The organism is Dyadobacter sandarakinus, from assembly GCF_016894445.1.
In the GTDB taxonomy this organism is placed as follows: domain Bacteria; phylum Bacteroidota; class Bacteroidia; order Cytophagales; family Spirosomataceae; genus Dyadobacter; species Dyadobacter sandarakinus.
The window spans coordinates 999,671-1,011,134 of sequence record NZ_CP056775.1; the positions used below are offsets into that span (position 1 = coordinate 999,671).

The 11,464-nt window shown below is 44.9% G+C and carries 15 protein-coding genes; 11 read left to right on the plus strand and 4 right to left on the minus strand.

All coding sequences use genetic code 11. The features are described 5' to 3' along the window. Positions 1-8: 8 nt before the first annotated feature. Positions 9-914, minus strand: a complete 906-nt coding sequence (locus tag HWI92_RS03995) for a helix-turn-helix domain-containing protein (protein WP_204660889.1) — start codon at positions 912-914, stop codon at positions 9-11. Between the two features lie 208 nt (positions 915-1,122). Here HWI92_RS03995 and HWI92_RS25695 point away from each other — a divergent pair, with 208 nt between their 5' ends. The 10 genes from HWI92_RS25695 to HWI92_RS04040 all read left to right on the plus strand — a co-directional run bounded on the left by HWI92_RS25695 (position 1,123) and on the right by HWI92_RS04040 (position 8,912). Further along, positions 1,123-1,575 (plus strand): aldo/keto reductase, encoded by a 453-nt coding sequence (locus tag HWI92_RS25695; protein ID WP_262897688.1) that lies wholly within the window; start codon positions 1,123-1,125, stop codon positions 1,573-1,575. Continuing rightward, positions 1,553-1,972: an aldo/keto reductase gene (locus HWI92_RS25700; RefSeq protein ID WP_262897689.1), complete on the plus strand. Its 420-nt coding sequence runs from the start codon at positions 1,553-1,555 to the stop codon at positions 1,970-1,972. Before HWI92_RS25695 ends, HWI92_RS25700 begins: the two co-directional genes overlap by 23 nt. A 21-nt stretch (positions 1,973-1,993) precedes the next feature. Continuing rightward, on the plus strand, positions 1,994-2,992 hold the full coding sequence (locus tag HWI92_RS04005) for an aldo/keto reductase (protein ID WP_204660890.1): 999 nt from the start codon (positions 1,994-1,996) through the stop codon (positions 2,990-2,992). Between the two features lie 18 nt (positions 2,993-3,010). Continuing rightward, on the plus strand, positions 3,011-3,472 hold the full coding sequence (locus tag HWI92_RS04010; RefSeq protein ID WP_204660891.1) for a cupin domain-containing protein: 462 nt from the start codon (positions 3,011-3,013) through the stop codon (positions 3,470-3,472). Continuing rightward, a complete protein-coding gene (locus HWI92_RS04015) occupies positions 3,424-3,984 on the plus strand; it encodes a nuclear transport factor 2 family protein (protein ID WP_229248843.1) in 561 nt (186 codons plus the stop codon). Before HWI92_RS04010 ends, HWI92_RS04015 begins: the two co-directional genes overlap by 49 nt. Then, a complete protein-coding gene (locus HWI92_RS04020) occupies positions 3,924-4,739 on the plus strand; it encodes a carboxymuconolactone decarboxylase family protein (protein ID WP_204660892.1) in 816 nt (271 codons plus the stop codon). The genes HWI92_RS04015 and HWI92_RS04020 overlap by 61 nt, the downstream gene beginning before the upstream one ends. 17 nt (positions 4,740-4,756) lie before the next feature. Then, the gene (locus HWI92_RS04025; protein ID WP_204660893.1) at positions 4,757-5,236 is read left to right on the plus strand and encodes a (2Fe-2S)-binding protein; all 480 of its coding nucleotides are present in this window, start codon (positions 4,757-4,759) and stop codon (positions 5,234-5,236) included. Between the two features lie 25 nt (positions 5,237-5,261). Then, on the plus strand, positions 5,262-5,906 hold the full coding sequence (locus HWI92_RS04030; RefSeq protein WP_204660894.1) for a hypothetical protein: 645 nt from the start codon (positions 5,262-5,264) through the stop codon (positions 5,904-5,906). A gap of 89 nt (positions 5,907-5,995) precedes the next feature. Continuing rightward, the gene (locus HWI92_RS04035) at positions 5,996-8,179 is read left to right on the plus strand and encodes a xanthine dehydrogenase family protein molybdopterin-binding subunit (RefSeq protein WP_229248853.1); all 2,184 of its coding nucleotides are present in this window, start codon (positions 5,996-5,998) and stop codon (positions 8,177-8,179) included. A gap of 76 nt (positions 8,180-8,255) precedes the next feature. Continuing rightward, positions 8,256-8,912: a flavodoxin gene (locus tag HWI92_RS04040; protein WP_229248855.1), complete on the plus strand. Its 657-nt coding sequence runs from the start codon at positions 8,256-8,258 to the stop codon at positions 8,910-8,912. 405 nt (positions 8,913-9,317) lie between these two features. Here the strand turns inward: HWI92_RS04040 and HWI92_RS04045 are convergent, their stop codons facing one another. The 3 genes from HWI92_RS04045 to HWI92_RS25415 all read right to left on the minus strand — a co-directional run bounded on the left by HWI92_RS04045 (position 9,318) and on the right by HWI92_RS25415 (position 10,853). Next, a complete protein-coding gene (locus HWI92_RS04045) occupies positions 9,318-9,548 on the minus strand; it encodes a hypothetical protein (RefSeq protein WP_204664244.1) in 231 nt (76 codons plus the stop codon). A gap of 350 nt (positions 9,549-9,898) precedes the next feature. Then, the gene (locus HWI92_RS04050) at positions 9,899-10,069 is read right to left on the minus strand and encodes a hypothetical protein (protein WP_204660895.1); all 171 of its coding nucleotides are present in this window, start codon (positions 10,067-10,069) and stop codon (positions 9,899-9,901) included. A gap of 484 nt (positions 10,070-10,553) precedes the next feature. Continuing rightward, entirely contained in the window at positions 10,554-10,853 is a 300-nt protein-coding gene (locus HWI92_RS25415; protein WP_204660897.1) for a transposase, read from the minus strand. Positions 10,854-10,955: 102 nt separating this feature from the next. Here HWI92_RS25415 and HWI92_RS25560 point away from each other — a divergent pair, with 102 nt between their 5' ends. Continuing rightward, positions 10,956-11,225: a CPCC family cysteine-rich protein gene (locus HWI92_RS25560; protein ID WP_204660898.1), complete on the plus strand. Its 270-nt coding sequence runs from the start codon at positions 10,956-10,958 to the stop codon at positions 11,223-11,225. Positions 11,226-11,464: the final 239 nt, after the last annotated feature.

An 11,464-nucleotide genomic window follows, 5' to 3' on the forward strand; every position in this document is an offset into this window, starting at 1 on the left:
TATTGTTCTCAGTTTAGATTTTGAAGCGCTCGGAACTCATTGGGAGTTTGGCCTACCCTCTGTTTGAAAAGCCTGGAAAAATGCTGTGGATACTTGAAACCCATTTCGAATGCAATCTCGCTGACGGTTTTTGTCTGGTCAAATATTTTTTCCTTGGCCACATGGATGAGCTTGTCCTGAATGTAATCCTGCGCCGTTTGGCCGGTTTCTTTTCTGATCAGGTCCCCAAAATATTTCGTTGACAAATTCAATTCGTTAGCAAAATATACCACTGAGGGTAGCCCAATAATGCTAGGGCTATCCGACAGAAAGTAATTGGTCAATAGCGTTTCGAAACGCTCTACTACACTTTTGTGGACCGTGTCACGGGTAAGGAACTGTCGGTCGTAAAACCGCGTACAGTAATCCAAAAACAACTCGATGTTTGAGACGATGAGCTTGCGGCTATGTTTATCAATGGCATGCTCCAACTCATATTTAATTTTAGCCAAACAGTCCAGCACAATTTGCCTTTCGCGCTCGGAAATATGTAAAGACTCATGGCTCTGATAGCTGAAAAACCCATATTCATGAATATGCTGATTTAGTGAAGTGCCATGCAACAGATCGGGGTGAAAAGCCAGCGCGTAACCTTTGGGACGGTATAATTCGCCATCGTTTTCAACATTTACTACCTGACCGGGAGCAAAAAATACGAGCGTGCCTTCCTGATAGTCATAATACTGTTTGCCGTAACGAAGGTCACCACAATCAACCTCCTTTAGAAAGACAAAATACAACCCCAGGTACATGTTCGTTTTGCTGCGCATGTCAGCCTTGGAGAGGTCCAACACACTCACCAGTGGATGTAGTGTTTTATGTTGATTGAATGCATTGTATTGGCTGACAGTGTCAAACCGGATCTGATTTTCCATAATCTCTTATTTTACCAATGCTAATTTAAGGGATTTGGTGGCGCTTCTTTCACTGCTGATGACAGATCAGGAATATTGGTAGACATTTCAGGAATATGTATACAAATGCATTATCCAATTGGTTTGAACTTTGTAGCACAATAAGTTAGAGTAGGACGGAGGCCGTTAATTCTATCTTAGGAAATTTTACAACAAACTTAATATATCAATGATGGAAAAGGTGATTTTAAATAATGGTATAGAAATGCCAGTCTTGGGATTTGGGGTTTTTCAGGTTCCCGATCTGGCAGAATGTGAAAGAAGTGTGCTCGACGCAATTGAAACAGGATACCGCTTGATTGATACGGCTGCTTCTTATGGCAATGAGCAGGCAGTGGGCAATGCGATCAAAAGCAGTGGTGTTGCAAGAGAAGATCTATTTATTACAACAAAACTCTGGATTCAGAGCCAGGGCTATGAGAATACCAAAAAGGCATTCGAAGCCTCGCTGGAAAAGTTGCAATTAGAATATCTGGACTTATATCTGATACACCAGCCGTTCGGTGATGTTTACGGAGAATGGAAAGCAATGCAGGAATTTTATAAAGAAGGACGGGTAAGGGGCAATTGGTGTCAGCAACTTTCAACCCGACAGATTGATGGATTTGATCGTCCACAATGAAATCATCCCGGCCGTTAATCAGATTGAAACACACCCCTTCCACCAGCAGATCCAGCCACATCAATTCATGCAGGAAAACAATGTGCAAATTGAATCTTGGGGCCCGTTTGCAGAAGGGAAAAACGGCATTTTTGAAAATGAGCTGTTGTCATCCATTGGGGCTAAGTACAATAAAACCATAGCGCAAGTTGTACTGCGCTGGCTTACCCAACGTGGTGTAGTAGCTATTCCTAAGTCAGTGCGTAAAGCTCGGATGGAAGAAAACTTCAACATTTTCGATTTTAAGCTCAGCGATCAGGACATGGAAGCCATCAAAGGACTGGACACCAATGCCAGCAGCTTCTTTGACCACCGCGACCCAGCTATGGTAAAATGGCTTGGTGAGCACAAGATCTAGATCAGTCAAGAAACTAACAAAATGGAAAAAAGAAAATTAGGAAATAGCGGCCTGGAAGTATCTGCCTTTGGCCTGGGTTGTATGGGCCTAAGCTTCGGATACGGTCCAGCAACGGAAAAACAAGAGGCGATCAAGTTAATCCATGCGGCTGTTGAGCGGGGCGTCACATTTTTTGATACCGCAGAAGCATACGGGCCATTTACCAACGAAGAACTTCTCGGCGAAGCCTTGCAGCCATTTCGCAGTGATGTGGTGATCGCAACTAAATTTGGTTTCAAAGATGGTAAACCCACTGCGGGCGTGGACAGTCGGCCTGAAAATATCCGCGCGGTTGCCGAAGCGTCACTGAAACGTTTGCGGACAGATGTGATCGATCTTTTTTACCAGCACCGCGTAGACCCCAAAGTGCCGATTGAAGATGTGGCGGGAACGGTTAAAGATTTGATCCGTGAAGGCAAAGTAAAATACTTTGGGCTTTCGGAAGCAGGCGTGGCCACGATCCGCAAAGCGCATGCAGTCCAGCCTGTCTCGGCGCTGCAAAGTGAGTATTCACTTTGGTGGAAAGAGCCGGAGGCTGAGATTATTCCAACTCTGGAAGAGCTGGGGATTGGACTTGTGCCATTTAGCCCTCTTGGAAAAGGTTTTTTAACTGGAAAGATCAATGAAGAGACAACATTTGATAAAAATGATTTCCGCAATATCGTTCCACGCTTTTCTGCTGAAAACCGAAAAGTAAACCAGGACCTGGTTGATGTGCTTACACGGATTGCCGCTGAAAAAGATGTTGCAGGAATGCCAGCCACAACTGCACAAATCGTCCTTGCATGGCTTTTAGCCCAAAAGCCCTGGATCGTTCCAATCCCAGGGACTACCAAGCTTCACCGGTTGGAAGAAAACCTGTCGGCAGCGAATGTCAAGTTGGCCGCAGGCGATCTAACAAAAATCAATGATGCTGTTGCTTTGGTACAGATCCAGGGCGCCCGGTATTCGCAAGAATTGCAAAGTCGTGTTGACCGCTAACTATTTGCTTAAGGAGCAATGAAAAAATTCCTTTCAATTATTACCATGATGCTTACCGCGCTGTCTTTCGGCGCGGTAGCACAACAAGTTCCGATATTTGCCAAAGAGGGGGAGAAATCACCTAATGTCCATCATGTTGGCAATGTTTGGCTCAAAGAGCTGAGCGCGCCTGACAGTGTTTTTAGTTATGGCACCGCAGTGGCAATTTTTGATCCAGGTGCGCGCCTGGACTGGCATTCGCATCCGGGAGGTCAAATTTTGATTTTTACAGAGGGTAAGGGCTACTACCAGGAAAAAGGCAAACCTAAACAAACCATGAAGCCTGGCGATGTAATTAAATGTCTGCCCGGTGTGGAGCATTGGCATGGGGCCACAGCGGAAAGTGGGGTGACCTATATCGCGACATCTCCAGCCCAAAAAGGCAGGACAATATGGTTGCAAAAGGTAACGGATGCAGAGTATGGCCCTGTAAAGAAATAATCTATACAGCAGCGCTGATGATATATAATTCCCCACCCAAGTGCTTTATACTGCCCATTGCAGGGCTTATTTTTATGATACTAACTAACCAACAGTCCCTAGCACAATCCAAGTACGGTGTTGCTGATGATGCTCAGCGGCAAGTCATCAAGCTTTCAAAAGATAAGTGGGGCTGGATGTCAGAAAAGAAAGTGGACCAGCTATCTGAGCTCTTTGATGATAAAGCAGTTTTTGTTCATATGGGTGGTACCTGGGGTAAAGAACGGGAATTAGAAGTAATTCAGACGGGTGAAATTTGGTATAAAAAAGCAGAGCTTTATTCTATCTCTGTTAATGTGATCGGCAATACAGCAATCCTGTTAAACGATATTGATTTGCAGGCAGTTGTCAGTGGCAATCAGGTTGTTAACCCATTTATGGTGACCGAAGTTTATATCAATGAGAATGGTAAATGGAAAATGGGATCGCTCACATTTTCACGGCTTCTCAGGCCAATCAAGATGACGGATTAAATAAGCCAATCTCCACGCACGCAAAGCTAGAACTTATGAAATCATTGATATTAATATTGGTAGCGGCTATTATTTTTCATCAAAGTATGGCACAGCAAAATACGGAGCAGGGCAAAAGCCTTAGCCAAAAACAAGTCAGCATTGTCGCTATCTCTGCCCTTACGGCAAAAGGTGATTTATCAAACTTGAAACAAGCTTTGCATGATGGCCTAAGCGTCGGCATGAGTATCAATGAGATCAAAGAAGAGCTGATCCATTTATCAGCGTACTGTGGATTTCCAAGAAGTTTGAACGGGATTATTGCCTTTAACATCGTGCTTGATGAACGTAAAGCTAAGGGCATTACTGACGTGGTGGGCAAGGCGGCCAGCAAACCAAGCGAGCTGGACAAATTCGAAAGTGGAAAAAAGGTTCTTGAATCACTTACCGGCCAGCATGAAACCTATCCTAAAAAGAGTGGATATGCAGCCTTTGTGCCTGCTATTGATACGCTTTTAAAGGAGCACCTGTTTCATGACATTTTTATCAGGGGAGTCATCACCCATGAAGAAAGGGAACTGACTACAATCGCTGCACTTGTCAGTCTGGGCGGCGTGGAGTCCCAATTGCAAGGGCATTTGGGAATTGGCCTGCACCTTGGATTTACCAGCGAACAGTTGGAGAAATTAATGGCAACAGTAGAGTCCAAGATCGGCAAAAGTGAAGTTGATGCAGGCAGGCAAGTGTTAGCAAGAGTCTTAGCAAGTAGAAAATAACTAAACCACTAGGCATCATGGCAAATATCACATTGAAAATCAATAAAAAAGATTACAAGTTGGATGCTGACCCGCAAATGCCGCTGCTTTGGGCAATTCGGGACTTAGCCGGACTGAAAGGCACCAAGTACGGCTGTGGTGTAGCCCAATGCGGTGCCTGCGTGGTGCATTTGAATGGGGAAGCCGTCCGCTCGTGCGTAACCAAGGTAAGCCGCGCCGTAGGCAAGCAGGTGACGACCATTGAAGGATTATCGGCAAACAATGACCATCCAGTCCAAAAAGCTTGGCAGGAAATTGATGTGCCGCAGTGCGGCTATTGCCATTCGGGACAGATCATGTCTGCCGTTGTGCTGCTGCGCGAAAAAGGCAATCCGACCGATCAGGATATAGACGATGCCATGGCCGGGAACATTTGCCGGTGCGGCACCTATCTGCGCATTCGTGAAGCAATCCACGCGGCTGCTGAGCTGCAAAGGAATACGTCTACAAAAGGGTAATGTAATCTCACCTAAACTTAATGTTATGAAGCATGATCCAAGTAAAGGAATCCGCTATCTCATTTACGTCAAAACGCTAACGCTGTTGTCTGTCATGATTTTTATCATTGCGGCAGCGGCTTCTGCATTTAGAACCGATGATATGCCCGTCGAGCCAATCAAGCTTGGCTTTGCTGCCAAGGATAGTATTGCGTCTGTCAAGGCATTTGAAACAGTATATAAAACATTGATGAGCCCGCGTTGCATGAACTGTCACCCGGCAGGTGATGTACCGCTGCAAGGCGACGACAGCCATTTGCATGCAATGGCACCGAAACGCGGTGTGGATGGTAAAGGTGTTTATGCCATGAAATGCTCGAATTGTCACCAGGACACCAACACGCCAGGCATTCATACGCCCCCTGGCAATCCGGAGTGGCACTTGCCGCCAGCTGCAATGAGAATGGTTTTTCAAGGTAAAAGCGCCCATGAACTGGCCCGGCAGCTTGTTGATAAAAAGCAAAATGGCAATAAGGACTTTAAAAAGCTGATCGAGCATGCCGACGACGGGCTGGTGCTGGCAGGCTGGAACCCGGGAGAAGGAAGGACTTTGCCGCCAGTAAGCCATGCTGAATTCAAGAGAGCCTGGCTCACCTGGATAGAAAATGGTGCTTATGCGCCTAAGAAATAACCCATTAACTAAATCCGACCATGAACAAAGATAAAAATGCCTTAAACAGGCGCTCTTTTTTAAAAGCATCACTGCTATAAGGTGGGGGATTGATGCTGACAGTAAGCTGGTTATCCAGTTTTAAGTCTGCTGATAAGTTAGAAGCGCTGGGTTTGCCAGACGAGCCGGTGCGGCTGAATGGCTTTATCCACATTACAACCGATAATAAAATAAAACTTTTTTGCCCTAACCCTGAGTTCGGTCAAAACGTGATGACTTCTTTACCAATGATGTTGGCGGAAGAACTGGATGTTGACTGGAAGAATGTGACCGTCGAAATGGGTCCGCATGATCCCGCAAAATTAGGTGCGCAGTTTACCGGAGGCAGCAACTCGGTAAGAATGTACTGGAAGCCGCTGCGGGAGGCTGGCGCGGCAGCAAGACAGATGCTGCGCCAGGCAGCTGCCCAGAGTTGGAATGTAGCTGAAAGCGAGGTGACGACCAAGGCGGGGGTTTTGTCCCATGCAAGCGGAAAGTCTGCTGCATATGGTGAGATGGCCAGTAAAGCGGCCGCCCTACCAGTGCCCAAAGAATTCAAACTAAAAAAGCCAAAAGAATTCACCATCGTTAGTAATTCCAAAAAGAACGTTGAAATAAAAAAAATTACTTCTGGAAAGCCACTTTTTGGAATGGATTATAGTGTAGATGGTATGCTGATTGCCATGATCCAGCACCCACCAGCTTTTGGCATGAAACTAAAATCTTTCGATGCTGCAGAAGCGCTCAAAATGCCGGGCATAAAAGAAGTTTTCACACTAAAATTGTTTGATGATAATTTTGAACAGGGCATTTTTGATACCCGGAGCTTCAACGAATTGCTTGTCATTGTAGGAAGCTCAACCTGGCAGGTGATGAACGCCCGTAAAAAATTAGTGGTGAACTGGCAGCCTACGGGCGGGCAAAAAGACAGAATGGGCGGCAGGGGGCCCAGCCGGGAATTGACCCTGCCTGCTGGCCTTGAAAGTACGGCGACTCAAATGCAACAAATGAAGGAGTATGCTGCCAAGCCAGCGCAGCAATTAAGAAAAGACGGTGACCCGGAAACAGCTTTCGCCAATGCGGCGCAAGTTATTGAGCGTACTTACTATGGACCTTTTTTGGCACACAACTGCATGGAACCGATGAATTTCTTTGCCCATGTGACTGAGGAGAAGGCTCTGCTTGCAGGCCCCTTGCAGGCACCAGGATTTTCTGAGGCATCAGTGGCAAAGCTTTTGAACCTGCCGGCAGATAAGATTGAAATCCAGATGACGCGCATGGGCGGTGGTTTTGGTCGCAGGGCGTATGGACATTACCTTTATGAAGCGGCGCTGATCTCGCGAAAAGTGAAAGCACCTGTCAAGTTAATATATACCCGGGAGGATGACATGACATATGGGATTTACCGGCCTATGTACACAGCAACTTACCGGGCGGCTTTGGATGCCAACAAAAATCTGGTCGCCTTTCATGTCAAGGGCGGCGGCATTCCAGAACATCCGATACATGCCAACCGTTTCCCTGCCGGGGCCGTGGATAATTATTTGGCAGAAGGCTGGCAGATCCCATCGAACATTACAATAGGTGCGTTTAGGGCGCCCCGTTCAAATTTCAATGCGGCTGCTGAACAGTCGTTTTTGGATGAAGTGGCGGAAGCGGCGGGAAAAGATCCTATTGAATTTAGACTGGCGCTTTTAAGGCGAGCTAAGGAAAACCCCGTAGGCAAGAACAATGAATATGAGCCAGACAGATATGCAGGTGTTCTTGAATTAGTGCGTAAAAAATCTGGTTGGGGCAGCGCCGATAACGGGAAATATAGTCGTGGGGTAGCTGCCTATTTTTGTCATAATTCTTATGCTGCCCACGTCGTCGATATGGTCACCCGCGAGGGGCAACCCTATGTCGAGCGCGTGTTTAGCGCTATGGACTGTGGTATCGTGATCAATCCGGATGCAGCAACAAATATGGTGCAGGGAGCGGTTATTGACGGGATTGGTAATGCATTCTATGGAGAATTGACGTTGAAAGAGGGTGTTGCACAGCAGCAGAATTTTTATAATTACAGGATGATCCGGATCAATGAAGCGCCTAAAATTATCCAGGTCCACTTTGTCAAAAATGAACTTGATCCAACCGGGTTAGGTGAGCCACCATTTCCACCGGTATTCGGCGCAGTAGCCAATGCCTTGTATAAAATGAAAGGAAAGCGTTATTATAACCAACCCTTCAAGGATGAAAGGCAGGAAGCTATTTAATTATCACTGCGGTGAGTGTTAAACAGTACTCACCGGTTCAAAACCTGTAAAGCATTTCGAGAATCCCTTGAATTATATGCTTGTAGGTTTACCACTGTTAAGCAAACAAATGAAAATAACTAGCATAATTATATTGCTTGCACTGTCGCATTTTGCCTGTTCATCTAATGAACAGGCAGAGATTGGACTTGATTCAATACCAGTTGCACCATTTGAAAAAACGTTAATTGTTTACCTTTCACGGACAAGTAATACAAAGGCTGTTGCAGAAATGATTAAAGCGCAAACCGGAGGCAAGCTGGTGGCCCTTGAATTAACAACGCCTTATCCTGCTGATTACCGAACCACTGTTGAGCAGGTTGCACAAGAGAACGCATCAGGGTTTTTGCCACCACTGGAAACCCGAATTGATAGTATTGAAAAGTATGATCTGATTTTCTTGGGTTTCCCAACTTGGGGGATGCAGTTGCCCCCCCCAATAAAAAGTTTTCTAGATCAATATGATTTGGCCGGTAAAACAATTGCCCCGTTCAACACAAATGCAGGATATGGGATTGGCACCACATTTGACCAGGTAAAAACGCTCGCACCCAAAAGTATCGTTCTTGAAGGTTTTTCAACCCAGGGAGGCATGGAGCGAGATTGGGTGTTGTTTGTAATGAAAGGAGAAAAGGAAACGGCTGTAAGCGACCAAGTAAAAAGATGGCTAAACACAATGAACACGCCTTGGTGATCGTGAATTTATTGTCCGGACTTTTCAATCTGAATTTGGTATCGGTAGCTATTATTTTGCACAAGTAAGCCAATCCTGCTTTAACAAAGCAGGACTTTTCTTTCTAAAACTTCGGTTTCAATAAACTTGCTTGATCGGGACAACTTTATGGATCTCGGTTGTAGTTAATTCTACATATAAAGTATTAGACGCAATCAGGATCCTAAGTTAGATCCGTCCTTAAAACTAGAAAAGCTCTTAGAGATATTTATGCTCTTTAAAATGGCAGGGGCAGCATTGAGTTTCTGTTCCCCCACTCATTCTCCGATTTGCTATATCATGTGCGTACGCGGAAACGGTAGTGGCTGTTGCGGAACTTGCAGGAATTTTTGGGTGAGTTAATTTCAATAAGTAATATCTGAGAATTTATGAAGTCAGCCCAAAGCGATAAAATGGCTTAAAGAATGTAGCCTTACAGTCACGTTTTGCCTCTTTTGCGGCGCTCTGCACCAGTTTATTATTAAATGTTTTGAGGTACTTTTTAAGATTAATGCAAATGGCTGACATCAGCATCACCTTATGAGCTGCGGCCTTCCCTAAAACATTGATTTTATTTAATCCGTAATGATGGACCAGACTTCCAAAAATAGGCTCTATTGTGCTCTATCGCAGTCGCTTCATTTGCTTGCTTGTCTGCTGTGCTGCCTTTCATGAGCTCTGTGGTAATAGTCTTCATAGGTTGTCGTGAATATTCTTTTAAATAGCGACTTGGGTGTACAGGAATCTTTGAGAATGCAGGGAATGCAATCTTTTTTAGAGGCCCGATAATTCTTTATAGACTGTCCATCTGAAGTCCGGCCAAAGCCTTTAAATGGGATTCTCTTGTCCATTGTGCAGATAAAAACATCCTCCTTCCTGTCGTAGGTGACCCATTCCCTTTCCGGTTTATACTTTCCAAAAACAGGAATCCACGGTGTGATATTCCGTAATTCTAAGAATTGGTAATTTTAACCATTGGAGTAACCTCCATCTGCTAGGAGCTCGGTCATGCATAGTTCATTGGCCTTTATTCTACCTTCAACCTTCTCAGTCATGGCTGGCAAATACTGACTATCTCTTCCATCTGCAAAGTCTGCCTGTATATGGCTGATTACACCCTGACTCGTATCGACTGCCATACGACAGTGATAGTTGAGTTTTCTTGCCTTTCCAGGCTTTACTGAAATACGTGCATCTGGATCATGGGGACTGTAATGGGTTTTATTGCTAAAGAGCTGTGCTTTTTCATGAGCAGCGCCGCTAGCACTAATAGGATTCTCGCGAAGTTTTTCCTGGTGAGATTTTATGCGCCTGAGATGATGCGGCGGAGCAGTTAATATCCCGGCAGGCGAAGTTACGTCAGTGCTTGCCTATTGTTGATTTTCAGCATCAACATTCTCAAAGTGGTTCTTGATAGATTGAAATGGCTTTTTCAACTCAAGACTTTCCATTGAGGCATTCGCTTTGATCGGAGCGGAATCCAGGGCCTGAGTATGCCCACTGACCATACCCTTATCAACGCACATGCTGAAAACCTTGTCGAACAGACTTTCAAAAACTGTGGCTGGATATAGTTGCCTGGTCCTACTAACGGTTGAATGCCATGGCAACGATTCGTCAATATCATAGCCAATGAAGTACAGAATATCCAACGGTCCGCCGCCGCGGTCGCATCGAGCTGTGCTCTATAAGACGCCGATCTGATGTGATGTTTTCCAGGTATCCGGTCAACATCAACTTAAAGAAAACAACTGGATCAATCGACGGATTACCAGTTTTGCCATACAGCTCGCGTGTATCGTTGTATAAAAACTTCAGATCGAGCGCTTCGCCAAGTCTGCGGTAGAAATTTTCCCTAGGTACACGATCTGAAAGTTGGAAGCTGATGAACAACTTTTCCGAGTAATTTTTCTTTCCTTGCATTCCTTAAGTTACAGAAAATTACTGACTCGGCGAAGCATAATCTGCCTTATTAAGTTTAATAAGGCAGCGAGCCGGAAGGTGTTTAAATGATCGAAAAAGTCAATGAAAATAGGAACATGTCCATGCTGCGGCTACCAAACACTTGGTGGGCATTTGGTAGAAGATTATAGCATTTGCCCAATCTGCTTTTGGGAAAGTGATCCTGTTCAGAATGAAAATCCGGATTATGAAGGAGGTGCTAACACAGTTTCCCTAAGAGTCGGCCAACACAATTTTTTTGTATTTGGCGCTTGCGAGCTAACTATGAAAGCTCACGTTAGGCCACCGCTAAAAGATGAATCGAAAGATCCTACTTGGAAACCCATTGAATAAATAACGCCAAACTAGCAACTCAGATTAAAATGAGTTGTGCAACAGCCACGGTCGTTTTAATGAACTTGTGCATCCTGTCCATATATTGCCAAACAATCTATTCCTAAGGCAATATTTTCTAATTAACTCTTTCGAACTTACCTTTTATTGTACTATAATTTTCAAAGAAAAATCCCGGCAAATATCACCGGGATTTTATTGAACCTTGAACTGCAAAATGAAACAGGGTTACTAGATTA

Bases quoted from the DNA above. Each gene is read 5' to 3' on its own strand.
- HWI92_RS25560 (WP_204660898.1), top strand. From the start codon at position 10,956: ATGAAAATAGGAACATGTCCATGCTGCGGCTACCAAACACTTGGTGGG.
- HWI92_RS04005 (WP_204660890.1), top strand. From the start codon at position 1,994: ATGGAAAAAAGAAAATTAGGAAATAGCGGCCTGGAAGTATCTGCCTTT.
- HWI92_RS25695 (WP_262897688.1), top strand. From the start codon at position 1,123: ATGATGGAAAAGGTGATTTTAAATAATGGTATAGAAATGCCAGTCTTG.
- HWI92_RS04025 (WP_204660893.1), top strand. From the start codon at position 4,757: ATGGCAAATATCACATTGAAAATCAATAAAAAAGATTACAAGTTGGAT.
- HWI92_RS04030 (WP_204660894.1), top strand. From the start codon at position 5,262: ATGAAGCATGATCCAAGTAAAGGAATCCGCTATCTCATTTACGTCAAA.
- HWI92_RS04020 (WP_204660892.1), top strand. From the start codon at position 3,924: ATGGAAAATGGGATCGCTCACATTTTCACGGCTTCTCAGGCCAATCAA.
- HWI92_RS04040 (WP_229248855.1), top strand. From the start codon at position 8,256: ATGCTTGTAGGTTTACCACTGTTAAGCAAACAAATGAAAATAACTAGC.
- HWI92_RS04015 (WP_229248843.1), top strand. From the start codon at position 3,424: ATGGTTGCAAAAGGTAACGGATGCAGAGTATGGCCCTGTAAAGAAATA.
- HWI92_RS04010 (WP_204660891.1), top strand. From the start codon at position 3,011: ATGAAAAAATTCCTTTCAATTATTACCATGATGCTTACCGCGCTGTCT.
- HWI92_RS04050 (WP_204660895.1), bottom strand. From the start codon at position 10,069: ATGGCAGTCGATACGAGTCAGGGTGTAATCAGCCATATACAGGCAGAC.
- HWI92_RS25700 (WP_262897689.1), top strand. From the start codon at position 1,553: ATGGATTTGATCGTCCACAATGAAATCATCCCGGCCGTTAATCAGATT.
- HWI92_RS25415 (WP_204660897.1), bottom strand. From the start codon at position 10,853: ATGCAAGGAAAGAAAAATTACTCGGAAAAGTTGTTCATCAGCTTCCAA.
- HWI92_RS03995 (WP_204660889.1), bottom strand. From the start codon at position 914: ATGGAAAATCAGATCCGGTTTGACACTGTCAGCCAATACAATGCATTC.